This window comes from Saccharopolyspora sp. 6M (genome assembly GCF_020176775.1).
Classification (GTDB): Bacteria; Actinomycetota; Actinomycetes; order Mycobacteriales; family Pseudonocardiaceae; genus Saccharopolyspora_C; species Saccharopolyspora_C gregorii.
In genome coordinates this window covers 1-22,457 of record NZ_JAIUJZ010000027.1, presented here as the reverse complement: position 1 = coordinate 22,457, position 22,457 = coordinate 1, and the positions used below count along the sequence as shown (strand labels likewise).

The window sequence follows — 22,457 nt, the reverse complement described above, 5'->3', positions numbered from 1 at the left end:
CGCCCCACTTTTGGGGGGGCCGGGGGGGGGGGGCGCGGGGGGGGGGGGGCCCCCCGGGGGGGGCGGCGGGCCCCAACCCCCGTGGGCCTTTTATCCCTTTGGGGGCGGGGCCGGGGGCCGTTTTCTTGTGGGCGATACTGGGATCGAACCAGTGACCTCTTCGGTGTGAACGAAGCGCTCTCCCCCTGAGCTAATCGCCCGGTGCCGCCGTTCCCGGCGACATGGAGAACTCTACAACACCCGTTTCAGGGCCCGAGCAGGGGGGAGGTCAACCACGGCCAGTCGACTCCGAACCAGCGTCCGATGGTGGCGTACATGCCCAGCAACCAGAGGGTCAGGACGACGACGATGCCGGTCAGGGCGGCGATGCCGAGCTTGACGGTCCAGTGCTGGCGGGAGACCCAGTTGCTCCAGCGGCGGTAATGGCGCTTGGTGAAGACGTTCACCTGGTGCGCCCAGTGGAACTCGGTGGCGAGGATGCCGAGCCCGGCGAACACGATGAGCCAGCCGGGACCGGGGTAGGGGATGGCGATGATGCCGACGATGAGCACCAGGGTGCCGAAGGCGCCGAGCCCGACCCGGTAGGTCGTGTTGAGCGTCGGGTTGGCGCGGATGCGTTCGCGGCGGGCGCGGAGCGCGCGTCGCAGCCGGTGGAGCCTGCGGCGGGGCTGCGGGGCATCGCGCGGGGAGTCGTCGGCTCGGGCCACGTCGGTCTCGCTCGCTCCCGGTTCGGCTGTCCTGCTCAGAGTCCACCTGCCACGTCGTGTCGGGCGCCTGCGCGGCCCGGCGGGGCTGTGATCTGCGGGTTCGCCGCAGCGCGTCCGCGGATGCGGCGCGGCGCCGGGTCGCGGGACCAGGATACGGGCCGTGCTCCCGGCGGCCCGGTCGGCGCAGGTCCGAGAAGGGTTGCGCGGGCCGACAGAATGTGACGTGCGTCATGACGTGGTTTTTCCCAGTTCTGGCACCGGGATCGGCCGCGCCGCTTCGAGCCTGGTCACACTGTGGCACCGCTCTCCTCGTCCGGGTGGCGGCCAGGCGTGAGGGCTTCCGCGTCCGGATGTCGGGGTTAGTCCGTCTCGGCGAACGCTCGTGGCGAGTGTCTCAGCACGACCCGCGGAAACCCCTGTGGGCGCAGGCTCATCGCCTATCCTGGAAACCGTGCCCGGCAGCGGCGGAGCGGGAGTTCGACGACGGTGCCGGAAGCGTTGTGGGGATGGTCCGACCGGTGCTCCGGACGGCGCCGGGAACCGGTGCCGATGACTCGGACCGATGTTCGATCGGGGGGTGCGATGTGGCCACGCTGCGCAGTTCACCGACCGCGTTCCGAAGTTCAGTATGCCCCGACCGGGTGATGTAAGGCCCGGTGGCGAGCAGATGACCCCGCAGAGGCGTCACAACTGTGTTGCTCGGTCGATAAGCGGACCGGGAGGGAGTTAGGAAGGCGAGGACGATGCGAAACGATCACGTGACACTCCGTTCGACGGCGGTGTTCGATCTGCTGGCCCCGCAGACGCCGGCCGTGCCGGTCCAGGTCGAACTGCGCTACGACACCCGCGACCCCTACGCGGTCGTGGCCGCGTTCCGCACCGGCCGTGCCGGTTGGGTCGAGTGGGTGTTCGCCCGCGACCTGCTCGCGGACGGGCTCATCGCGCACGCCGGTGAGGGGGATGTGAGCATCCGGCCCGCGGTGGACGACCCCGAGGTCGTCGCGATCGAGCTCAGCTCGCCGTCGGGGCACGCGGTGTTCGAGGCCTCGGCGCAGGAGCTGGCGGACTTCTTGGACCGCACCTACGACGTCGTGGTCCCCGGGAACGAGAACCTGTGGGTCAACGTCGACGACGCGCTGACCCGGCTGCTGCCGCACGACCTGTCCTGACGATCACGCCCGTGACCTGCGCGGTCCGGCTCGGCGCGGACCGGCGCGGGCGGCGATCGACCCCCCTTTGATCGCCGGGGGCGGCGTGGTCTAAAGTTCTCCGTGCAACGCGGCGGTGACTCCGGAGCCGAGCCGGAGAGTTCACCGCGGTGCACGCGGATGTAGCGCAGCTGGTAGCGCATCACCTTGCCAAGGTGAGGGTCGCGGGTTCGAGTCCCGTCATCCGCTCTGGGAAACCGATCGGGTCGAACTCGGGTTTCCGGGTATCGGCACCCGGTCGCTCGGAGTCCGGCCCAGCGCCCCAACCCGGCGGAGTGGCCGAGTGGCTTAGGCAAGGGCCTGCAAAGCCCTGTACGCGGGTTCGATTCCCGCCTCCGCCTCGCGCGATTAGCTCAGTGGGAGAGCGCTACCTTGACACGGTAGAGGTCACTGGTTCAATCCCAGTATCGCGCACCAGATTCCCGTAGCGCGCACCAGCGGTTCCGAGCCCCTGTCGGTCATCACCGGCAGGGGCTTTCGCACGCCCGGGCGCCCCGGCCTCGGGCGCGGAGTGCTCAGGGGGACTACTCGCGGTCGGTCGCGTCGGCGGTGTCCCGCCCGCCGGGGTGGCGGTGGCGCCACGTCCAGAAGACCGCGCAGGACACCAGCGCCCACGCCGCGAGCACGAGGAAGGGCTGGGCGTGCTGGTACTCGCCGAAGTAGACGGCGGTGTGCTGGGCGTTGACCGAGGCGCCCGGCGGCAGCCAGCGGCCGATCCAGCCGAGGACCGACGGCAGCAGCGGCCAGGACACCGCCCCGCCGGACGAGGGGTTGCCGATCAGCACCATCAGGCCCCAGGTCGGCAGCATGGCCCAGCGCCCCAGCAGGGTGTTGAACATCGTGAACACCATGCCGGACGAGAACATGGTGAGCGCCAGGATGAACCACGACTCCACGAACGGGAACGAGACCGCGCCGAGCAACCAGTCCACGGTCGCCGTGATCGAGAAGCCGCCGAGCAACGCGTAGGCCGCGGTGAACCCGATCCGTTCGAGCGGGTCGAGCCGCCGCGCGTGCACGCTGAGCTGGATTGCCCCGACGAAACCGATGATGACGGCGGCCAGCGACACGTAGAAGAGGGCGAGCCCGCGCGGATCGCCGCGCTGCAGCGGCTTGAGGTCCACCACCGTGACCGGCACGCCGATCGACGCGCCGACCCGGGGTCCCGCGCCGGCGAGGACCTGCGCCACCGTCGAGCCGGCGGCGCCGGCGACGTCGAGCCGGATGCCGCCGTCCTGTCCGCTGAGGATCGCCAGGACCTTCTGCTGCTCGACGGCGGCGACGGCCTCGGCGTGCGAGGCGAAGCGGTGGAGTTCGATCCCGGCGTCCAGCGCGTCTTCCATCCCGGCGACGAACCCGGCCTGCGGGGGCGGGGCGGGGCCGTCGACCACCGCGGCCGGGATGCGGTGCGGAGTGGGATCGGCCATGGCGAACGTGTACGTCCCGGCGAACAGGCCGGCCGCGGCGGCGAGGATGAGGACCAGGACGGTCGCGGGCAGGAACGGCGAGTTCCGGAACGCCGTCCACGGACCGTGCCTGCGCTCGCTCACGTCGTCACTCCAGGTCGGATGGTTGCTTCGGGCCGGGCGGTGGAGTCCGGGCCGGTGCCGCGCGGGATCAGCGGGTCACCGGCGGTCCGTAGGTGGGCTGCCACATCGCGTCCTGCACGGCTTGGACGAGGTTGTCGGGTTCGGTGGTGGCGACGCCCTCCTGGACGGCCGCCGCCGCGACCGCGACGGCGACGGCGGCCGACGAGGCGCGCAGGTTCCGGACCGGGGGCAGCAGCGAGGCGCCTGGTTCGGAGACGTCGGTCTGGTCGGCGACCGCCTTCGCCGCCGCCAGCAGCATGCCGTCGGTGATGCGCCCGGCGCGGGCCACGACGGTGCCCAGCCCGAGGCCCGGGTAGAGCAGCGCGTTGTTGGCCTGCCCGATGGTGTGGGTGGTGCCCTCGTAGGTGACCGGGTCGACCGGGATGCCGGTCGCCATGAGGGCCTTGCCCCCGGACCACGGGATCGCCTGCTGCGGCAGCACCTCGATGCGCGAGGTGGGGTTGGACAGGGGCAGCAGGATCGGCCGGTCGACCCCGGCGCAGAGCGCTTCGACGACCTCGCGGGTGAACGCGCCGTGGGCGGTGGAGGTGCCGATGAGGATCGTCGGCCGGACCTGCCGGACCGTGCTGAGCAGGTCGATCTCGCCGTCGACGCGGTCGAAGTCGCGCGCCTGCTCCGCGGGCCGGGCGTAGGCGGACTGGTGCTCGGGCAGGCCGGCCATGTCGTCGGTGACCAGGCCGTGCTCGTCGACCAGCCACACGCGCGCTCTCGCCTGTTCCGGGGTGAGGCCGTCGCGGACCATCGCGGCCGAGATCTGGTCGGCCATGCCGGTGCCCGCGGTGCCCGCGCCGAAGACGACGAGCCGCTGCTCGGCGAACGGCTGCCCGGTCACCTGGAGCGCGGAGAGTACGGCGGCCAGGACGATGGCGCCGGTTCCCTGCAGGTCGTCGTTGAAGATGCGGCGGGTGCTCGCGTTGTCCACCAGGATGCGCCGGGCGTTGGCCGGGCCGAAGTCCTCGAAGTGCAGCAGTGCGCGCGGGAAGAGCTCGGTGGCGGTGGACAGGTACAGCTCGATGAAGTCGTCGTAGGCCTGGCCGGTCGTGCGGGCGTGCCGGTTCCCCAGGTACATCGGGTCGTTGAGCAGCAGCTGGTTGTCGGTGCCGACGTCGAGGTTCACCGCGAGCACCCGCCCCGGGTGGATCCCCGCGGCGGCCGTGTAGACGGCGAGCTTGCCGATGGAGATGTCCGTGCCGTTGACGCCCCAGTCCCCGATCCCGAGGATCTGCTGCGCGTCGGAGGCGACGATGAGGTCGACGTCCTCCGGCCCCAGCCCGAGGTTCTCGAAGGAGGCCGCCACGTCCTGCGGGCGGTCGATGGACAGGTACACCGCGCGGGACCGGCGGTAGTCGCGGCTCCACTGCTGGATCGCCTCGCCCACGGTCGGGTCGTAGACCACGGGCAGCAGCTCCGGCAGGTGGTCCACCAGCAGCTTGAAGTACAGCGTCTCGTTGCGGTCGTGCAACGTGTCCAGGTAGATGTACTTCGCCAGGTCCGTGGGTTGCCTGCCGAGCTGGGCGTAGGCCCTGGCCGCTTGCTGGTCGAGGGTCTCCACCGCCGACGGCAGCCGGCCGGTCAGCCCGAGCTCGGCGCGTTCGGCCGGGGTGAACGCGGTGCCGCGGTTGTGCAGCGGGTCGCGCAGCGCGGTCGGAATCCTGGCCACGGCTCCTCCGTTCCCTCGCGGAAGTGGAGGCTCGGGGGGCCCGCGACCTGCGCGGACGTGCCACCGCGGACGACGTCCGGCCCCCTCGGGCCACGCTAGCGCCCGGTGACCGGACCGGCACGGCCCGCGGGCAGGGGCCGTACCGGCCGGGGCGGTCAGTCGACGACGATGTCGCCGGACCGGCTGGGGATCGCGTCGAGCGCGGCGACGGTCTGCTCGTCGAGGACGAGGGATCCGGCGGCCACGTTCTCCTCCAGGTGCGCGAGGGTGGCGGTGCCGGGGATGAGCAGCACGTTCGGCGCGTGCTGCAACAGCCAGGCGAGGCCGATCTGCGCGGGCGTGGCGCCCAGGGCGCGGGCGGCGTCGAGGACGGCGGGCTCCTCGGTCACCTTCGGCATTCCGGCGAACGGGCCGCCGAGCGGGAAGTACGGCACCCACGCGATGCCCTCGGCCCGGCACAGCCGCAGCAGTTCCTCGTCGCCGCGGGAGAGCAGGCTGTAGGCGTTCTGCACGCAGGTGATGCCCGCGGGTAGCGCGCGCAGCAGCTCGTCGAGGCCGACGTTGCTGATCCCGAGCGAGCCGATCTTGCCCTCGTCGCGCAGCGCGATCATCGTCGCGAGCTGGTCGTCGAGGTCGACGCGCTGGTCGCCCTCCGCGCGCAGGCCGGGGCCGGTCTCCGCGCGGCGCAGGTTGACCAGGGCGATCTGCTCCAGCCCGAGGCCGCGCAGGTTCGCCTCCAGTTCGTCGCGCAGCTCCTCGGGGCGTTGCGCGAGGCGCAGCGGCAGCGGGCCGTCCGCGTCCGGGGTGGCGCCGACCTTGCTGGCGACCAAGGCGCCGTCGCCGACCGCGTCGCGGATGAGTTCGTTGGCGAGCCCGTGGCCGTAGAACTCGGCGGTGTCGATGTGGTCGACGCCGAGTTCGAGCGCTCGGCGCAGCACCGCACGGCCCGCAGCGCGGTCGTCGTGCAATCGTTCGAGCTGCATCGCGCCGTAGCCGACCCGGGCCACGGTGCGGCCGGCGAGTTCGGCGCGGCCGCCGGGGGTGGGTGTGGACGCTGACATGGGGGTTCCTGTCCGTGTGGGAAGATGGGGGGACGGAGGCGGAGGGGCCTCCGGTATGGCGACCGTAGCACGACCGGAGGAGCCTCCGCTTTGGTTGGATCCGAGAGACCCGCCCGCGCCGACGCGCGCCGCAACCGCGAGAAGCTCCTCGCGGCCGCGTCCGCCGCCTTCGCTGCCGGTGGCACCGTCTCCCTGGAAGCGGTAGCCCGCGAGGCGGGAGTCGGGATCGGCACCCTCTACCGCCACTTCCCGACCCGCGAAGCACTGGTCGAGGCCGTCTACGCCACCGAGCTCGACGACGTCGCGGGGAGTGCCGCCGCTCGCCGAACTCCCGCCCGACGCGGCGCTGCGCGCCTGGATGCGGCGGTACGCGGCCTTCGTCGCCACCAAGCGGGGCATGTTCGACACGCTCTCCGCGAGCTGGTCCGCCGGGAGCATGTCGGTGTCGACCACCCGGGAGCGGATCACCGGAGCCCTCGCGACCCTGCTCGACGCCGGGGCGCGGGACGGGTCGCTGCGCGCGGACGTCGAAGCCGAGGACGTCCTCGCGATGCTGCTCGGCGCTTTCCACTCCGCCGTCGCGGAAGGGGCGCCGGAGCGGACCGACCGGGTGCTCGACCTGGTGCTCGACGCCGTGCGCCCCCGCTGAGACGAGTTCCACGGACGTGTGATCAGCGATACCTGGCGTTCCGCGTCCGAATTAGGTAAGCCTTACTAGCCGTGAGAAGGGGGCCGATCATCGGGACCGCAAGCGTGGACGCGAAGGAACGCGGAGGGACGTCGCGCGCACGCCGCCTCGTGCTGCGCAGGCAACGGGTGCGGGTGCTCATCGCCTCCCTGCTGCTGATGGGGCACCAGGCCTGCGAGGCGCTGGTCCCGCTGGCGATCGGGCTCGCCGTGGACGAGGCCGTGGCCACCGGCGAACCGTGGGCGCTCGTCCGGTGCGTGTGCGGGCTGGTGCTGCTGTTCACCGTACTGACCACCTGCTACCGCTGGTTCGCGCGGCTCGGCCGGGCCGCGGCGATCGACGAGTCGCACGCGCTGCGGGTCCAGCTGGCCGGCCGGTCGCTGCTGGGCTCCGGGACGCGCCGGAGGCACGGCGAGCTGCTGGCAATCGCCTCCTCCGACGCCGACCAGGTCTCCCGCGCGGTGATCTGGGTGGCCGGACTCGCCGGATCGATCTCGGCACTCGGCGTCAGCTGCGTCGTGCTGCTCGGCATCGACGTGCGGCTGGGCGCGCTGCTGATCGTGACGGCGGTGGTCACCACCCTCGGGCTGAACATGGTCTCGCCGATGCTGTCCCGCCGGGTCTCCGGGCAGCAGGACGGCCTCGCCGCCGCCTCCGCGCTCGCCACCGACCTGGTGACCGGGATGCGGGTGGTGCGCGGCCTCAGCGCGCAGGACGGCGCCGTCGCCCGGTACCGGGAGGTCAGCAGGCGCGCGGAAGCCGCCGCGATCCGCGCGGGCGTCGGGCGGTCGCTGCAGCTGGGGGCGACGGTGCTGGCCGGGACGCTGGTGCTGGCGGTGTCGGTGGGCGCCGCCGGGCTGCTCGCCGTCGAGCAGGTCATCACCGTCGGGTCCTTCGTCGCCGCCGTCGGCGCGGCCCAGTTCATCGCCGAACCGCTCTCCGCCGCCGGGATGTACCTGCAGATCGGAGCGGCCGCGCTGGCCAGCGGTCGGCGCGTCGACGCCGTCCTCGACGAGCAGGAAGACGCGGCGGGCGACACCGGGCCCGCGACCGGACCGCGCGTGGAGCTGCGGCTGGACCGGGGCGGCTGCACCGGCGTCGTCGCCGAGGGCCGCGACGTCGAGCGGATCCTCGAAGTGCTGCGCGGCGACCCGGCGGGCGCGCGCAACGGGCTCACCGTCACCTGGACCGGCGGCGAACCGGACGCGGTGCACGTCGAACCGCGGCAGGCGCAGCTGTTCACCGGGACCATCGCGGAGAACCTCGCGCTCGGCCGGGACACCGCGGGCGAACCCCGGCCCGCGCTGGTCGCCTCCGGCGCGGCGCCGTTCGTCGACGCGCAGCCCGACGGCCTCGACGAGCACGTGCGGGCCCGCGGGCTGAGCCTGTCCGGCGGGCAGCGGCAGCGGCTCGCGCTCGCCCGCGCGCTGCACGCCGACCCCGACGTGCTGGTGCTGGTCGACCCGACCACCGCGCTCGACTCGGTGACCGAGGAGGCCGTCGCCGACGGGCTGCACGCGCTGCGCCACGGCGACGGCGAACCCCGCACCACCGTCCTGATCACCACCAGCCCGGTGCTGCTCGCGCGCGCCGAGCGGGTGCGGTTCCTCACCGCGGGCGGGGAGGTCGTCACCGGCGAGCACCGGACCCTGCTGGACGAGCACGCCGACTACTACCGAAAGGTCGTGGGATGAGCGGGACCACTCGCGCACTTCCGCTCGCCGGCGCCGTCGAGGTGCGGCGCACCGTCGCCGCCTACCTGCGCCCGCACCGCGGGCTGTCCGCGGCGATGGTGGCGACGGCCGTGCTCGCGGCGCTCGCCGGGCTGGTCGCGCCGTGGGCGATCGGCGGGCTGGTGGACGGGGTGCTGGCGGGCACCACGCCGGCGGAGATCGTCGTGCGCACCGCCGTCGTCGCCGTCGCCGGCCTGCTCAGCGCGGTGCTCACCGCGGTCAGCGCCGCCCTCGTCGCGAAGCTCGGGCAGCGGGTGCTGGCCCGGATGCGGGAGGACACCGTCTCCGCCGCGCTGCACCTGCCGTCCGCGGTGATCGAGCGCTCCGGCCGCGGCGACCTGCTCAGCCGCGTCGGCGACGACGTGGCGGTGATCAGCCAGGTCGTCGCCGCGCTGCTGGCGCCGTGGATCACCGCCCTGCTGACGGTGGCCCTGACGATGGGCGGCCTGTTCGCGCTCGACCCGTGGCTGATGGTGGCGGGGATGCTGGCGCTGCCGGTGTACGGGTTCTCGCTGCGCTGGTACCTGCCGCGCGCCGCGCGCCGCTATTCCGCGGAGCGGGCCGCGTTCGCCGACCGGGCGGAGTCGCTGGTCTCCGCGCTGGAGGGGCTGCCCACGCTGCGCGCCTACGGCGCCGAAGCCGAGCACGTCGGGCTCGTGGAGCAGTCCTCGGACCGGGCGCGCGGGCTGTCCCGCAGCGTCGTGTGGTTCTCCACCCGCTGGGGCAAGTGGATGAACATCGCCGAGCTCGTCGGGTTGTCCGCCATCGTCGTCGCCGGGTTCGTGCTGGTCGACGTAGGTGCGGCGACCGTCGGCGCGGTCACCGCGGCGGCGCTGTACTTCCACCGGCTGTTCAACCCGCTGAGCCTGCTGGTGGCCAGCTTCGACCAGGTCCAGTCCGCGTTCGCGAGCCTGCAGCGCATCGTCGGCGTCCTCGGCATCCCGCACGAGCGGCCGGCCGGGACCCACGACGGCGCGCCCGCCGCGCTCGTCGCCGACGGGGTGACCTACCGCTACCCGGGTTCGGCGGAGCCGGTGCTGCACGAGGTGTCGCTGCGGATCGAGCCGGGGGAGACGATCGCGCTGGTCGGCGCGAGCGGTGCGGGCAAGTCCACGCTGGCGACGCTGCTGGCGGGACTGGTCGCGCCGGACGAGGGCACCGTCACCTTCGGCGGGAGCCCGGTGGCCGGGACGGGCGCGGTGCTGCTGGTGCCGCAGGAGGCGCACGTGTTCAGCGGCCCGCTGATCGAGGACCTGCGCCTGGCCCGGCAGGACGCGACGGAGGCGGAGGTCCGGCACGCGCTGGACGTCGTCGGCGCCGACTGGATCGAGGAGCTGCCCGAGGGCGTGCACACCGCCGTGGGCGAGCTCGGCCACCCGCTCGGCCCGGACCGGGTCGCGCAGGTGGCGCTGGCCCGCGCGCTGCTCGCCGACCCGGCCGTGGTGCTGCTGGACGAGGCGACGGCCGAGGCGAGCAGCCGCGAAGCCGGCCGCCTGGAGGACGCCGCGGCCGCGGTGCTGCGCGACCGCGCCGGGCTCGTGGTGGCGCACCGGCTGCGGCAGGCCGCGATCGCCGACCGGGTGCTGGTGATGGACGACGGGCGCGTCGTCGAGTCCGGCGCGCACGACGAGCTGCTCGCCGCGGGCGGGCACTACGCGCGGCTGTGGGAGGCCTGGAGCACGCCCCGTCCGGAGGCGAAGCTGGCCCTGGAGGGCTGAAGCCGCCCGCCGGCGCCCCGGCTCAGGTGTCCAGGTCGCGCGCCGGTGGTCCGTCGTAGGCGGCCAGCAGCGGACGGGGGAGTGGGCCCTTGATCCGGGTTCCCGCGGACCTCTCCTCCCACGCGTGGGACAGGATGCCCACGCTGCGGGAGAGCACGAACAGGCCGCGGCCGAGTTCCGGGGGGAAGCCGAGCTCGCTGTAGACGATCGCCGTGGCGCCGTCGATGTTCATCGGCACCGGCCGCGCGCGACCGTGGGCGAGCGCGCGCTCCAGCGCCGTGCCGATCCGCAGCGCCCACCCGGTTACCTCGCCGGCTCCGACCGCTTCCGACACCAGCGCGAGCAGCGGGTCGCGGCGCGGGTCGCGCGGATGGAACCGGTGCCCGAAACCGGGCACGTGCTCGCCCGCCTGCCGGTGGCGGGTGACGGATTCGGCGGCCACCTCGTCGGGGTCCGCGCCCGCAGCGACCTCGCGGTGCAGGTCGGCGAGCAGCCCCATGCACTGCTGCCCGGCGCCGCCGTGCACGTCGTCGAGCAGATTCGCGCCGGTGGCGACCGCGCCGTTCAACCCCAGCCCGCAGCTCGCCGCCATCCTGGCCACCGCGATGGACGGCGCTTGCGGCCCGTGGTCGACCGCGGACACCAGCGCCGCCTCCAGCAGCCGCCGCTGCGCCGGTGCGGGCAGGTCGCCGCGGAGCAGCAGCCAGATCATGTCCACGAAGGACACCGTGTCGATCAGTTGCTCGACGGGATAGCCGCGGAGCAGGATCTCGCCGGGGCGGATCCGGCTGATCCCGGTGCGCCACCACCCGGTGACCGCCTCCTCGTACCGCTCGGCCGTGTCGAACGCGGGGTCGTTCATACCGCTCCTTCCGCGCGCAACCGCGCGATCTCGTCGGTGTCGTAGCCGAGTTCGGCGAGCAGGTCGTCGGTGTGCTCGCCCAGCAGCGGCGGCGGGCCCGGTGATGCGGGAGCGGTTCCCGGTACACGGACCGGGCTGCCCAGGACTCGCAGCTTCCGGCCCGGGTGCCCGGGGAAGGGCAGCGCGTGCACGAACCGCCGGGCCCGCACCTGGTCCTGCTCCAGCGCTTCCGGGACAGTGAGCACCCTGGCCGCGGGGACCCCCGCGGCGGCCAGTGGTTCCTCCCACTCGGCGGCGGTCCGCGCGCGGAGCGCCTCCTCCAGCCGTTCGGTCAACGCCGCCCGGTGCTCCTTGCGCGCGGCGCGTTCGGCGAAGCGGACGTCCTCCGCGAGCTCGGGGCAGCCCACGACCCGGCACAGCGCCACGAATTGGTGTTGCTCGTTCGCGGCGATGTTCAGCATGCCGTCGGCGGTGCGGAAGGCCCCGGAGGGCGCGGCGGTGGCGTTGTCGTTGCCGATCCGCTCCGGCGGTCGCCCGGCGATCAGGTGGTTCGACACGGCCCACCCCAGCGCGGTGAGCGCGGATTCCAGCATGGACACGTCGAGTCGCACGCCTTCGCCGGTGCGGTCCCGGTGCACCAGGGCGGAACTGATGGCGAATGCGGCCGCCATGCCGCCGAGGGTGTCGGCGATCGGAAACCCGGCACGCAGCGGCTCGGTCTCGGAGGTGCCGGTGGTGCTCATCATGCCGGACAGCCCCTGCACGATCTGATCGTAGGCGGGCCGGTCGCGCAGCGGGCCGTCCTGGCCGAACCCCGAGATCGCGCAGTAGACGAGCCGCGGGTTCGCGGCCTGCAGCACGTCCCAGCCGAGGCCGAGCCGGTCCAGGACGCCGGGCCGGAAGTTCTCGACCAGCACGTCGGCGGTTCCCACCGCGCGCAGCAGGACCTCCCGTCCGCGGGCGGACTTCAGGTTGGCGGTCAGCGAGCGCTTGCCACCGTTCTGCGCGAGGAACGACGCGCCGAGGTGGCGTTCGTTGAGGTCCGCGTCCGCGCCGAGTCGCCGCGCGAGATCACCGGCCTCGGGAATCTCGACCTTCAGCACGTCGGCGCCCAGCAGTGCCAGCTGGTATGCGGCGAACGGGCCCGCCAGCACGTTGGTCAGGTCGAGCACGCGGACTCCGCGCAGCAGCTCGCCCGCGGGGAAGTCGGATCCGGTCATGAACTGCCTCCGAGGAAGCGCAGGGCCGACAGCTGCTCGGCCGCTCTGCTCAGCGCGGGCAGGAACGCGGCGACGCGTTCCCCGGTGAACCGGGTGGTCGGTCCGCCGAGGGCCACCGCGGCGACGATCTCGTCGCCCGCGGTGATCGGTGCCGCGGCGGCGGACACGCCGTCTTCGCGTTCGCCGTGGCTGACCGACCAGTTCTGTTCGCCGGCACGGCGCACCCGGTCGGCGAGCACGTCCTCGAATCCGGCGCCGCGGTCGGCGGCGATCGCGGCGCGGCGCAGCTCCTGGTCGGAGCAGCCCGCGAGCAGCACGTGGCCGGAGGCACCGGCCCACAGCGGCATCGCCGCGCCGATGCGCACCACGTGCCGCAGCTGCTGGGTGCCTTCGTGCTGGGCCACGCACACCCGGGTGACGCCTTGGCGGACGTAGATGCGGGTGGATTCGCCGCCCGCCTCGATGGAGAGCGTGCGCAGGCACTCCACCGCCTCGGGCGGCAGCTGCCACGCGTCCTGTGCGAGGCGGGCCCAGCGCAGCAGGCCCGCTCCGGGGGCGAGGCGGCCGTCCGTGCCCGTCCACAGCAGGGCGCTCTGCTCCAGGGTGGCGACCAGGCGGACGACGGTCGACTTCGGCAGCCCGGTCGCGTCGATCAGCTCTCGCACGCTGCGCGACCGGTGGGTCTCGTCGAACAGGCCGAGCAGTTCCAGGGCGCGCGCGACGCTGCGCACCCCGTCGCCGCTCTCCCCGGGCGGTCTCGTCACGGGGCAACCTCCACTGTTCCTCCTAATGGCACGGCTATACCGCTGTACGGTACTGGTCAAGGATGCGTGCCGGGTGCCGGGACCGGTCGCCGCGGCGGCTCCCTGGTCTCCCGGGCGAGCGCGACCGTGACCACGGTGATCGCGCAGGTCGCCAGCAGGAGCCCGACGACGCCCAGGGCGCTCCGGTCGAACCAGAGCAGGAGCGCGCTGGCTGCCAAGGGGGCGAGCCCGCCGGTCAGCACGGTGCCGAGGTTGTTGGCGACGCCCACCGCGGTGAACCGGACCTTCGTGGTGAACAGCTCGGCGAAGAACGCCGGCTGCGAGCCGAGCACGGCGGACTGGCCGATCCCTAGGGTCAGCACCAGTGCGAGGCAGGTGACCCAGTACTGCTCGGTGTCGACCATGCGGAAGAACGGGTAGCAGGCCGCGGCCATCACCAGCGCGCCGAAGATGCTTACCGGGCGGCGTCCCCAGCGGTCGGACAGCGCGCCGAACAGCGGCACCGAGACGAGCTTGACCACCGATACGACCATGATTCCGGTGAGCAGGGGAGCGGTGACCAGCCCGGCGTTCTCGGCGTAGGCGACGGAGAAGGTGCCGAACACGTAGTAGCCGGTGTTCTCCGCCGCGCCGGCGCAGATGACGATGATCATCTCTCGGGGGTAGCGGCGCCAGGCCTCCGCGAAGCGGCTCTGCGCCAGGCGCTCCCGCCAGGGGCGCCGGGTCGCGGGCGGCTGGGGAGCCTCGTGTGCCCGGCGTTCGAGTTCTTCCTGGAACTCCTCGGTCTCGTCGAGTGAACGGCGCACCCACAGCCCCAACAGCGTCAGTACCGCGCTGAGTAGGAACGGGATTCGCCAGCCCCAGTCGAGGAATTCCTGCTGCGACAGGGTGGTGGAGGCGATCGCCATCGCGCCGGTGGACAGCAGGGTGCCTGCGCCGGTGCCGATCGCGGGCAGGCTGCTGAGCAGGCCGCGCCACTTCGGCGGGGCGTTCTCGAACAGCAGGATCAGCGCGCCGGTCTTCTCGCCACCTGCGGCGAAGCCCTGCGCGAACCGCAGCGCCACGAGGAGCAGCGGTGCCCACGCGCCGATCGAGCCGTAGGTGGGCAGCAGGCCGATCCCGGTGGTGGCGATCCCCATCAGCAGCAGCGTGAGCACCAGGACATGCTTGCGCCCCTTCCGGTCGCCGAGCTCGCCGAAGTAGGCGCCGCCCAGCGGTCGGCCGAGGAACCCGATGGCGAACGTGCCGAACGCGGCGATCGTGCCGACCAGCGGGTCGCTGCCGGGGAAGTAGAGCTTGTTGAACACCAGCGACGCCGCGGTGGCGTAGAGCGCGAAGTCGTACCACTCGACGGTGGTGCCGAAGACGGCTGCCGTGATCACCCGTGGTTGGAACACGGGCCGTCCGGTTGGCGTGCGCATGGGACTCCTTTGTCGCCTGAGTACCGCCTGGTGGTGCGGGAGTGCTGACAGGCGGCCGACGGATGCTAGGTGTTCCGGCGGGCTCCGACAAGGCTTCGGGGTGAACCGGGCGCACGGAAAAGTGATATCACTGTGCTACCGTGTTGCCAGGAGAACGATCACCGACGTCAGGGGGACTCATGACCGTTCAACTCGAAGACCGCGAGACGGAGACCAGGCCGGTGCGGATGCCCGAATCCCCGGTCGTCGAACAGCAGGCGTTCCGGCTGCCCGGCGTGCTGATGGCCGTGCTCTCGCTCGTGCTGGTGCTCGGCGGTGCCGGGGTGCTGGTCCCCGGGCTCGCGGACGAAGCCGCCGCCCTGATCGCCACTGGGGTGGTGCTCGGCGTCGTCGGGCTGGTGCTCTCCGGCGGGCTCGTCGCCGTCGCGCCCGGTGAGGCGCGGGTGCTGCAGTTCCTCGGCCGCTACACCGGCACCGTGCGCCCGGCCGGGCTGCACTGGGTGAACCCGTTCAGCAGCAAGACGAAGGTCTCCACCCGGATCCGCAACCACGAGACCGCCGTCATGAAGGTCAACGACTCCGACGGCAACCCGATCGAGATCGCCTCCGTCGTGGTGTGGCAGGTCGCCGACACCGCGCAGGCCACCTTCGCGGTCGACAGCTTCGTCGAGTTCGTCGAGACCCAGACCGAGACCGCCGTGCGCCACATCGCCACCAGCTACCCCTACGACGGCGACGGGGAGCAGCCCTTCTCGCTGCGGGACAACGCCGACGAGATCACCGGCAAGCTCTCCGCCGAGATCGCGGCCCGGGTGCGGGCCGCCGGGGTCGACGTGGTCGAGTCCCGGCTCACGCACCTCGCCTACGCCCCCGAGATCGCCCAGGCCATGTTGCAGCGGCAGCAGGCCGGAGCCGTCGTCGCCGCCCGGCAGCGCATCGTCGAAGGCGCCGTCGGCATGGTCGACCTCGCCTTGCAGCGGCTGTCCGAACGCGAGGTCGTCGAGCTCGACGAGGAGCGCAAGGCGGCCATGGTCAGCAACCTGCTGGTCGTGCTCTGCGGCGACACCCAGCCCGTCGTCAACACGGGTTCGCTCTACCACTGATCGGGCGCGGGGCCGCCGGTGCGGCCCGAACCCTCGGACGGGCGAGAGAGGTGAAGGCGGGAACATGGCCGCACGCAAGGGTTTCCTGCTCCGGCTGGACCCGGCGATCCACGACGCGCTCGCCCGCTGGGCGCAGGACGAGCTGCGCAGCACCAACGCGCAGATCGAGTTCCTGCTGCGGCGCGCCCTCGCCGACGCGGGCCGGCTGCCCTCCGACGCGGGCGGGCCCGCCAAGCGCGGCAGGCCGCCGAAGTCCACATCGGACCGCCGGCCCCCGGGGGGGGGGGGGGGGGGGCCCCCCCCCCGGCGCCCGCCCCCCCCCCCCCCCCCCCCCCCCCCGCCCCCGGGGGGGGGGGGGCCCGCCCCCCCCCCCCCCCCCCCGGGCCGGATGGCCGATCCGCCCGACCGGACGCCCGGGTGACGCTCGATGGTGAGCCGGGGTCTCCCGGCACCCGCTGCGCACCCCGAAGGCGAACCACGATGTCCTCTCCCACCCGCACCGCCCCACCTGCCAGCACCGCGCCGCGCCGGCGGATCGGCGAGATCGACGCGGTGCGCGGCCTGGCGCTGTGCGGGATCCTCTTCGTGAACATCCCGCCGATCATGGAGATGAGCGGCATCGTCGACCAGCAGGTGCTGCCCGGGCGGCACGTCCTCGACCTGTTCGTGCAGGAGCGGTTCTTCCCGATCTTCTCGCTGCTGTTCGGCGTCGGCTTCGGGCTGTTCCTGCGCGGCGCGGGTTCCCGGCACCCGCGGCCGCGGCTGCTGCTGGTCCGCAGGCTGCTGGCGCTGTTCGCCGTCGGCCTGCTGCACTCCCTGCTGCACCCGGGGGAGGCGCTGACGCCGTACGCGCTGTTCGGGCTGGTGTTCCTGCTGCCGCTGAGCTGGGCGAACCGGTGGGTGAACCTGGTGCTCGGCCTGGGCGGGCTGAGCACCGCGCTGGTGCTGTTCGGCGGGGGCCTGCCGCTGATCCCGGGGCTGCTGGTGCTCGGTTTCGCCCTCGCCCAGCTCGGGGTCCCGGAGGCGCTGCCGCGGCTCGGCGGGTGGATCGGCGCCGTGTTCGCGCTCGCGGTGCTCGGCGCGGCGGTGGCGCTGCCGGTGCAGGAGCGGGATCCGCTGATGGCCGGGTTCGCCACCCCCTCCGGCGTGGCCGGGATCTGCCTGGCCACCGCGTACGCGACCGGGCTGCTCCTGCTGCTGCGCACGCCGCTGCGCGGGGTGCTGGGGGCGGTGCTGGAGCCGCTCGGGCGGATGGCGCTGACGAACTACGTGACCGCGACCTTGCTGCTGATCCCGCTGGGGCAGGTGGCCGGGCTGCACGGGTCCAGCGCGTACGGGGCGATGGCGCTGCTGGCGACCGGCATCCTGCTGCTCCAGCTGCTGTGGAGCCGGTTCTGGCTCGCGCGGTTCCGGCAGGGACCCCTCGAATGGGCCTGGCGCTGCTTCACCTGGTGGGACGTGCAGCCCTTCCGCCGCTGACCGCGGTACTCGCTCGATCAGCCGACCGGCGCGGGGCCGGTGAGGACGTGGCGCACGATCGGCGCGGCCCAGGCGGTGAGCTCCTCGTGGCCGATCTCGGCGATGCCCGGGTCGGCCAGCACGTAGCGGCTGGTGGCGAGCCCGATGACGAAGGCGCCGAGCAGCCCGGCGCGCTGCCGCGGGTGGTCCGGGGCGATGGCGGTCAGCCGCGGGGCCACCTGCGCGGTGAAGACCTCGCGCATCTTCTCCGCGGCGGTGGGGCTGGTCGTGGCGGCGCGCAGCAGCGCGAGGAAGGTGCCGTCCCGGTCCCACTCGGCGAAGAACCGGGGCAGCAGCGCCCCGGCCAGCTCGTCGGGGGCGAGGCCGGCGAGGTCGGGCAGGTCGGGGGTGAAGTCCGCGGCGGCCGCGAACAGTTCCTGCTTGCCGCCGAAGTACCGGATGACCAGCGCCGGGTCGATGCCGACGTCGGCGGCCACCGCCCGCAGCGTGGTGCGCTCGTAGCCGTCGGCGGCGAACCGGGCGCGGGCGGCGGCCAGCAGCTCGGCGCGGGTCTGCTCGGCGTTGCGGGAACGCGGTGCGGCCATGCCCCCAGCCTAAGTCACCGCGCGTTGACCTGGTTCGGGTGGCGTGGCTGCGGAGCAAGTCGCCAACGGTTGACTCGTGTGCCGAGGAGCCGGCCATGCCGCGCGGGCGCCGCCCGCCGGAGAACGGGAAGCTGCAGGAGATCTGCGACCACGTGCCCGTCGACGGCGGTGCGATCGCGGTGGAGCCGGAGCGGCGCGGAACCGATTCAGCGACCGTCCGCGAACTCGCGGCGGGGCCCGGACTGCTCCTGGTTCGTCCGGACGGGTACCTCGCCGCTGCCGCGCGCGCCGCTGCGCCGGAGCCCGTGGCGGAATGGCGGCGCGCCGGCTCCCTGCCACCGATCGTGCGAAGCCGGCTGCGGCCGTACGGGTGAAATAGTGGGACGCATTCCGTTGGGCCGAATGCGGAAATGGGCCGCACGACCCGCTTCCTTTCCGGATGTGCATTCCGTGTCCGGCTCCGCCGGAAGGGTGGGCCGAGCGACGGTGGTCGCGGACCGGGTGGTGGTCCCGGGTTCTCGACGGGTCCGGGACCGCTTTTCGCGCGCCCGGTGCGGTAGGGGGTTTTCGCCGCGCTGCCAACCGAAAGCGGAGCGTGACGTCGGTCGGCGCGGAAATGGTGGACGACTCCGGGGCCGAACACCGGTGCCCTGATCATCTTCCGTTAAAGTGTCTCGCGCAGGGGGGGAATGCACTTCCGCTCGTGCTCGGCAAGAGCGGAAGACGACGGTGTGTGGAAGGAGCCGTGTCCCCGGGAAGACGCCTGTTCAGGCCATCCATCGGCGAGACCTCCTGCCCGTTGCCATCCGGGCGGACGAGTCCAGCGGCCCAGGCCGCGCCCGCCGGGACGCGCGCGTTCCCGCAACACACCACGTCAGATGACCGACAACGTGGAGCGCTGTGAGTACAACAGATCCCGACAACGTCACCAAGCCACCTGGTGAGCCGCAGAGCACCTCGGAAAGATCGATCCGCTCCAGCCTGACGCTGGCGGTCACGATCCCCTGGATCGTCGTGCTGGTGCTGTGGCTGGTCTGGTGCGCGACGTTCGTCACCGACGGCGTCTACACCCGGGTGATCGGTTCCGGCGTCCGGCAGGTCTCCCTGCCCGCGGTGGCCGCGCTCGACGCGCTGCAGTCCGAACGGCGGCTGAGCCAGGACCTGGCCTCCGGCGGGACAACCGACCAGGCGGAGCTGAGCGAGCAGCAGGCCCGGACCGACGTCCTGCTGGACCGGATGAACGAGGCCGTCCAAGCCGCGATGAGCACCGCCCCGGCGGAGATCGCCGGCCCGGTCGACGAGCTCAGCGGCGAGCTGGGCAAGCTCGACCAGATCCGCGGCAGGCTCGCGAACGGGCAGATCTCGGCCGGCGAGGTCACCGACTACTACGACAACGTCTTCGACATCGCCACCGACCTGTTCGACACCCAGTCCCGACTGGTGCCGGACTCGACGACGGCGCAGGGCGGCATCGCGGGTACCGCGCTGTTCCGCTCGACCGACCTGATGTCCCGGGAAGCGGCGCTGATCTCCAGTGGCCTCACCGCCGGGCAGCTGACGCCGGAGCAGCACCTGCAACTGCTGCGCCTCAACGGTTCGTACCACTCCGAGATCGAGAACAACGTCGCGTACCTGAAGCCCTCGGTGCAGGCGCGGTACCAGAAGCTCATCACGGAGAACCCGGACTGGGCCCGGCTCGTCTCGATCGAGAACTCCCTCATGCAGGGCGGCCCGGGCGCCGACCTCACCGAAGCGGGCGTCTCGCTGGAGGAGTGGCAGCGGCTCACCGAAGCGGTCAACCGCGAGCTCACCTCGATCACCAGCGAGCAGGTCGACCTGCTGTCCGCGGAGACCGTCGAGAACGGTGACCAGGCGATCACGATCGCCGTCGCCGGTGCCATCGCCGCCGGTCTGTTCTCCCTCGGCTTCTTCTTCTGGACGCGCCGCCGGTACCGCTCCGTCATCGACGGCTCGCTGCTGCCGCGTCTGCAGCGGCTCAGCGCGGAGGCCCGCGAACTGGCCGAGAAGACGCTGCCCTCGATGATGTCCCGCGTCCGCGCGGGCGAACGGGTCCAGGTCGAGTCCACCTCGCTGCAGGGCTACGGCGGCGACGAGATCGGCCAGGTCGCCGACGCCTTCCGCGCGTTCCAGCAGGAAGCGCTGCAGGCGGCGGTGAACGAGGCCGACACCCAGCAGGGCGCCCTCACGTTCTACATCGGACAGACCCGGCGCGTGCAGTCCGCGCTCGGCCCGCTGCCGCAGCGCCTCGACGCGCTGCTGCAGAACGAGGAGGACCCGGACCGGCTCGGCGCCCTGTTCGCGCTCGACGAATCGGTCACGCAGGCCCGGCACGTCGTGGAGAACCAGCTGGTGCTCTGCGGTGCCGCCCCCGGCCGCCGCTGGAGCAGGCCGCGGGACCTCACCGAGATCCTCCGGGCCTCCGCCGCGGAGACCAAGCACCACGACCGGCTGCGGCTGGGCCACGTGCCCAACGTCAGCGTCACCCCGGGCGTCATCGGCGACATGCTGCGCATGTTCGCGGAGCTGTTCGCGAACGCGGCGTCGTTCTCGCCGCCCGGCACCGATGTGCACGTCGAAGCAGTCTCCGTCGGCAGCGGTCTCGTCGTGCAGATCTCCGACCGCGGCGTGGGCATGACCCCGGAGGCGCGCAGCAACGCCAACGAGACCATGAAGAACCCGCCCGGCTTCGCCTCGCTGGTGAAGCTCGGTGACCGCGGCGAGCAGCTCGGCCTGTTCACCGTCGCCCAGCTCGCCGAGCGCAACGAGTGGGTCGTCGAGTTCGGCACCTCGATCTACCAGGGCGTGCGGGCCGAGATCTTCATCCCGCAGGCCCACATCGTCACCGATGAGGACGAGGAGCGCCGCGACTCGTGGAGCGGGGACGTGCCGGTGGCCAAGGCGGGCGCTCCGGCGCAGCCGCTGCCCACCCGGGTGCCGTCGGCCTCGGCGAGCACCGCCGTCGCCGAACCGGCCGTGCGGCAGCCGAAACCCGACGCGGCCCCCAGCGCGAGCACGGAAGGCAAGGACATGGAACGACCGCCGCTGCCGCAGCGGGTTCCCTACGCCGATCTGCCCGCCGGCTTCGGCGAGGACGAGCCGACCGACCGGCAGAGCGCTCCCGAGTTCGCCCCGGGCTTGATGACCTTCTTCAACGCCGACCGGCGCTCGCGCGACGAGTCCGGCAACAAGCCCGATTCCGACGACGACATGCAGTGAGGAAAGCGTGAACGAACTGATGAACTCCCGGAAGCCGGACCTGGACCTGGCCTGGCTCCTCGATCAGATGCTGGACAACGTGCCGGACACGTTGCACGCGCTGGTGCTCACCCATGACGGCCTGCCGGCGGCGTTCTCCAAGAACCTCGACCAGGACCAGGCGGACAAGATCTCGGCCGCCTGCGGCACGCTGCGCGCCACCAGCAAGGCGCTCAGCTACGAGCTGGAGGGCGGGGACATCGACATGAACCTGCTCGCCACCGAGACGATGTCCATGTACGTGCTGGCCGTCGACCCGCGGAACTCCGTGCTCGTCGTCGCGGGCCGCAGCGTCGACGCCGAACAGCTGCAGTACGAGATGCGCCGCCTGATCAAGAACGTGGGTGAGCGGCTCGGCAAGGGCGCGCGCAACCCCATCGGTGCGGAGAAGCATTGACCGGCCCCGATCCCGACGCGTGGTACGACGACGACGCTGGCCGGATGGTGCGTTCGTACGCGCTGACCGGCGGCCGCACCCCTGACGCGGCCATCAACCTGGACCGGGCAACCCAGGTCGTGGCGACGCTGGCCGACACCGGCCGCAGCGCCGCCGCGACGCCCGAGCACGAGGCGATCCTGGAGCGCTGCGGCGCTCCGCAGTCGATGGCGGAGCTGTCCGCCGGGCTGGGCCTCCCGCTGGGCGTCATCCGGGTGCTCTGCTCCGACCTGCTCGAACACGGCTCACTCGCGCGTTCCCGCATGGTGCAGCCGCGCGACCGCGACATCTTGGAGGCAGTGCTTGCCGGACTCAACAGGCTCTGACGGCGCCACGCCCGTGATGCCGGACTCGGTGAAGCTCGTCGTCGCCGGTGGCTTCGCCGTCGGCAAGACGACCTTCATCGGGTCGGTCAGCGAGATCACGCCGCTGAGCACAGAAGAGGAAATGACCGAGGCGAGCGTCGGCGTCGACGACCTCACCGGTACCGAGACCAAGCGCACCACCACGGTCGCGCTGGACTTCGGGCGCATCACGATCTCCCAGGAGATCGTGCTGTACCTGTTCGGCACCCCGGGGCAGGCGCGGTTCGGTTCGCTGTGGACGGAGTTGTCCACCGGCGCCATCGGTGCGGTGGTGCTGCTGGACACCCGGCGGCTGGCGATGGGCTTCCCGTCCATCGACTTCTTCGAACGGCGCGGGATCCCGTTCGTCGTGGCGGTGAACTGCTTCGACAACACGGAGTTCTCGTACACGGAGGAGGAGGTCCGCACCGCCGCCGCGATGGGACCGGAGACCCCGATCCTGTTCTGCGACGCGCGGGACCGGGACTCCAGCAAGAAGGTGCTCGTCACGCTCGTGAAGCACGCCCTGCAGCAGCGTCGTCCGGGCGCCGCGGCGCGCTGAGGGGCTGGGCGGGAGGGATGG

The 22,457-nt window shown here is 72.7% G+C and carries 19 protein-coding genes, 4 tRNA genes and 2 pseudogenes; 15 read left to right on the top strand and 10 right to left on the bottom strand.

The window, feature by feature from the left end:
- Positions 1-128: 128 nt before the first annotated feature.
- Together LCD31_RS04915 and LCD31_RS04910 are read right to left on the bottom strand one after the other, a co-directional pair.
- Positions 129-200 (bottom strand) — tRNA-Val (locus LCD31_RS04915).
- A gap of 45 nt (positions 201-245) precedes the next feature.
- Positions 246-707: a TIGR02611 family protein gene (locus tag LCD31_RS04910; RefSeq protein WP_224956242.1), complete on the bottom strand. Its 462-nt coding sequence runs from the start codon at positions 705-707 to the stop codon at positions 246-248.
- 743 nt (positions 708-1,450) lie between these two features.
- On the opposite strand from LCD31_RS04910, the gene LCD31_RS04905 reads away from it, so the two are divergent.
- The 4 genes from LCD31_RS04905 to LCD31_RS04890 all read left to right on the top strand — a co-directional run bounded on the left by LCD31_RS04905 (position 1,451) and on the right by LCD31_RS04890 (position 2,332).
- Positions 1,451-1,876: an SsgA family sporulation/cell division regulator gene (locus tag LCD31_RS04905; RefSeq protein ID WP_184478055.1), complete on the top strand. Its 426-nt coding sequence runs from the start codon at positions 1,451-1,453 to the stop codon at positions 1,874-1,876.
- A gap of 155 nt (positions 1,877-2,031) precedes the next feature.
- Positions 2,032-2,104 (top strand) — tRNA-Gly (locus tag LCD31_RS04900).
- 80 nt (positions 2,105-2,184) lie between these two features.
- Positions 2,185-2,256, top strand: a tRNA-Cys gene (locus LCD31_RS04895).
- 1 nt (position 2,257) lies between these two features.
- A tRNA-Val gene (locus LCD31_RS04890) sits at positions 2,258-2,332 on the top strand.
- Positions 2,333-2,439: 107 nt separating this feature from the next.
- On the opposite strand, the gene LCD31_RS04885 is transcribed toward LCD31_RS04890, so the two are convergent.
- The 3 genes from LCD31_RS04885 to LCD31_RS04875 form a co-directional block, all read right to left on the bottom strand.
- A complete protein-coding gene (locus LCD31_RS04885; protein ID WP_224956241.1) occupies positions 2,440-3,465 on the bottom strand; it encodes an ABC transporter permease in 1,026 nt (341 codons plus the stop codon).
- Between the two features lie 67 nt (positions 3,466-3,532).
- A complete protein-coding gene (locus LCD31_RS04880; RefSeq protein ID WP_224956240.1) occupies positions 3,533-5,185 on the bottom strand; it encodes an NAD-dependent malic enzyme in 1,653 nt (550 codons plus the stop codon).
- Positions 5,186-5,340: 155 nt separating this feature from the next.
- Complete coding sequence (locus LCD31_RS04875; RefSeq protein ID WP_224956239.1) at positions 5,341-6,246, bottom strand: aldo/keto reductase; 906 nt, start codon at positions 6,244-6,246, stop codon at positions 5,341-5,343.
- Between the two features lie 24 nt (positions 6,247-6,270).
- On the opposite strand from LCD31_RS04875, the pseudogene LCD31_RS04870 reads away from it, so the two are divergent.
- From LCD31_RS04870 to LCD31_RS04860, 3 genes and pseudogenes are all read left to right on the top strand, one after another.
- Positions 6,271-6,895, top strand: a pseudogene (locus tag LCD31_RS04870) (TetR/AcrR family transcriptional regulator).
- 104 nt (positions 6,896-6,999) lie between these two features.
- Positions 7,000-8,628, top strand: coding sequence for an ABC transporter ATP-binding protein (locus tag LCD31_RS04865; RefSeq protein ID WP_224956238.1), 1,629 nt, complete (start codon positions 7,000-7,002; stop codon positions 8,626-8,628).
- Positions 8,625-10,385: an ABC transporter ATP-binding protein gene (locus LCD31_RS04860; RefSeq protein WP_224956237.1), complete on the top strand. Its 1,761-nt coding sequence runs from the start codon at positions 8,625-8,627 to the stop codon at positions 10,383-10,385. The genes LCD31_RS04865 and LCD31_RS04860 overlap by 4 nt, the downstream gene beginning before the upstream one ends.
- 22 nt (positions 10,386-10,407) lie before the next feature.
- Here LCD31_RS04860 and LCD31_RS04855 read toward each other — a convergent pair whose 3' ends face one another.
- The 4 genes from LCD31_RS04855 to LCD31_RS04840 are packed head-to-tail and all read right to left on the bottom strand — an operon-like array spanning position 10,408 to position 14,652.
- Positions 10,408-11,247, bottom strand: coding sequence for a citryl-CoA lyase (locus LCD31_RS04855; protein ID WP_224956236.1), 840 nt, complete (start codon positions 11,245-11,247; stop codon positions 10,408-10,410).
- A complete protein-coding gene (locus tag LCD31_RS04850; RefSeq protein ID WP_224956235.1) occupies positions 11,244-12,467 on the bottom strand; it encodes a CaiB/BaiF CoA-transferase family protein in 1,224 nt (407 codons plus the stop codon). The genes LCD31_RS04855 and LCD31_RS04850 overlap by 4 nt, the downstream gene beginning before the upstream one ends.
- A complete protein-coding gene (locus LCD31_RS04845) occupies positions 12,464-13,231 on the bottom strand; it encodes an IclR family transcriptional regulator (RefSeq protein ID WP_224956234.1) in 768 nt (255 codons plus the stop codon). Before LCD31_RS04845 ends, LCD31_RS04850 begins: the two co-directional genes overlap by 4 nt.
- 56 nt (positions 13,232-13,287) lie before the next feature.
- Positions 13,288-14,652, bottom strand: coding sequence for an MFS transporter (locus LCD31_RS04840; protein WP_224956233.1), 1,365 nt, complete (start codon positions 14,650-14,652; stop codon positions 13,288-13,290).
- Between the two features lie 179 nt (positions 14,653-14,831).
- On the opposite strand from LCD31_RS04840, the gene LCD31_RS04835 reads away from it, so the two are divergent.
- The 3 genes and pseudogenes from LCD31_RS04835 to LCD31_RS04825 all read left to right on the top strand — a co-directional run bounded on the left by LCD31_RS04835 (position 14,832) and on the right by LCD31_RS04825 (position 17,234).
- Positions 14,832-15,755, top strand: coding sequence for an SPFH domain-containing protein (locus tag LCD31_RS04835; RefSeq protein ID WP_224956232.1), 924 nt, complete (start codon positions 14,832-14,834; stop codon positions 15,753-15,755).
- A 64-nt stretch (positions 15,756-15,819) separates the two neighbouring features.
- Positions 15,820-16,020, top strand: a pseudogene (locus tag LCD31_RS04830) (hypothetical protein); the annotation flags it as partial.
- A 215-nt stretch (positions 16,021-16,235) separates the two neighbouring features.
- Positions 16,236-17,234 carry a DUF418 domain-containing protein gene (locus LCD31_RS04825; RefSeq protein ID WP_224956231.1) on the top strand — a complete coding sequence of 333 codons (999 nt, stop codon included), beginning with the start codon at positions 16,236-16,238 and terminating at the stop codon, positions 17,232-17,234.
- A gap of 17 nt (positions 17,235-17,251) precedes the next feature.
- Here the strand turns inward: LCD31_RS04825 and LCD31_RS04820 are convergent, their stop codons facing one another.
- Positions 17,252-17,818: a TetR family transcriptional regulator gene (locus LCD31_RS04820; protein ID WP_224956230.1), complete on the bottom strand. Its 567-nt coding sequence runs from the start codon at positions 17,816-17,818 to the stop codon at positions 17,252-17,254.
- Between the two features lie 95 nt (positions 17,819-17,913).
- Here LCD31_RS04820 and LCD31_RS04815 point away from each other — a divergent pair, with 95 nt between their 5' ends.
- The 5 genes from LCD31_RS04815 to LCD31_RS04795 all read left to right on the top strand — a co-directional run bounded on the left by LCD31_RS04815 (position 17,914) and on the right by LCD31_RS04795 (position 22,436).
- Positions 17,914-18,192, top strand: a complete 279-nt coding sequence (locus LCD31_RS04815; RefSeq protein ID WP_224956229.1) for a hypothetical protein — start codon at positions 17,914-17,916, stop codon at positions 18,190-18,192.
- A 526-nt stretch (positions 18,193-18,718) separates the two neighbouring features.
- On the top strand, positions 18,719-21,055 hold the full coding sequence (locus tag LCD31_RS04810; protein WP_224956228.1) for a nitrate- and nitrite sensing domain-containing protein: 2,337 nt from the start codon (positions 18,719-18,721) through the stop codon (positions 21,053-21,055).
- A gap of 7 nt (positions 21,056-21,062) precedes the next feature.
- Complete coding sequence (locus LCD31_RS04805) at positions 21,063-21,491, top strand: roadblock/LC7 domain-containing protein (protein WP_224956227.1); 429 nt, start codon at positions 21,063-21,065, stop codon at positions 21,489-21,491.
- Positions 21,492-21,535: 44 nt separating this feature from the next.
- A complete protein-coding gene (locus LCD31_RS04800; protein WP_224956226.1) occupies positions 21,536-21,856 on the top strand; it encodes a DUF742 domain-containing protein in 321 nt (106 codons plus the stop codon).
- Positions 21,857-21,872: 16 nt separating this feature from the next.
- Positions 21,873-22,436: an ATP/GTP-binding protein gene (locus LCD31_RS04795; protein WP_224956243.1), complete on the top strand. Its 564-nt coding sequence runs from the start codon at positions 21,873-21,875 to the stop codon at positions 22,434-22,436.
- Positions 22,437-22,457 lie beyond the last annotated feature (21 nt).

What these genes read in the sequence shown, in the direction of transcription:
- LCD31_RS04905 (WP_184478055.1), top strand. Translation starts at nt 1,451, where the DNA reads ATGCGAAACGATCACGTGACACTCCGTTCGACGGCGGTGTTCGATCTG.
- LCD31_RS04875 (WP_224956239.1), bottom strand. Translation starts at nt 6,246, where the DNA reads ATGTCAGCGTCCACACCCACCCCCGGCGGCCGCGCCGAACTCGCCGGC.
- LCD31_RS04860 (WP_224956237.1), top strand. Translation starts at nt 8,625, where the DNA reads ATGAGCGGGACCACTCGCGCACTTCCGCTCGCCGGCGCCGTCGAGGTG.
- LCD31_RS04855 (WP_224956236.1), bottom strand. Translation starts at nt 11,247, where the DNA reads ATGAACGACCCCGCGTTCGACACGGCCGAGCGGTACGAGGAGGCGGTC.
- LCD31_RS04850 (WP_224956235.1), bottom strand. Translation starts at nt 12,467, where the DNA reads ATGACCGGATCCGACTTCCCCGCGGGCGAGCTGCTGCGCGGAGTCCGC.
- LCD31_RS04840 (WP_224956233.1), bottom strand. Translation starts at nt 14,652, where the DNA reads ATGCGCACGCCAACCGGACGGCCCGTGTTCCAACCACGGGTGATCACG.
- LCD31_RS04835 (WP_224956232.1), top strand. Translation starts at nt 14,832, where the DNA reads ATGACCGTTCAACTCGAAGACCGCGAGACGGAGACCAGGCCGGTGCGG.
- LCD31_RS04825 (WP_224956231.1), top strand. Translation starts at nt 16,236, where the DNA reads ATGTCCTCTCCCACCCGCACCGCCCCACCTGCCAGCACCGCGCCGCGC.
- LCD31_RS04820 (WP_224956230.1), bottom strand. Translation starts at nt 17,818, where the DNA reads ATGGCCGCACCGCGTTCCCGCAACGCCGAGCAGACCCGCGCCGAGCTG.
- LCD31_RS04815 (WP_224956229.1), top strand. Translation starts at nt 17,914, where the DNA reads ATGCCGCGCGGGCGCCGCCCGCCGGAGAACGGGAAGCTGCAGGAGATC.
- LCD31_RS04800 (WP_224956226.1), top strand. Translation starts at nt 21,536, where the DNA reads ATGGTGCGTTCGTACGCGCTGACCGGCGGCCGCACCCCTGACGCGGCC.
- LCD31_RS04795 (WP_224956243.1), top strand. Translation starts at nt 21,873, where the DNA reads ATGCCGGACTCGGTGAAGCTCGTCGTCGCCGGTGGCTTCGCCGTCGGC.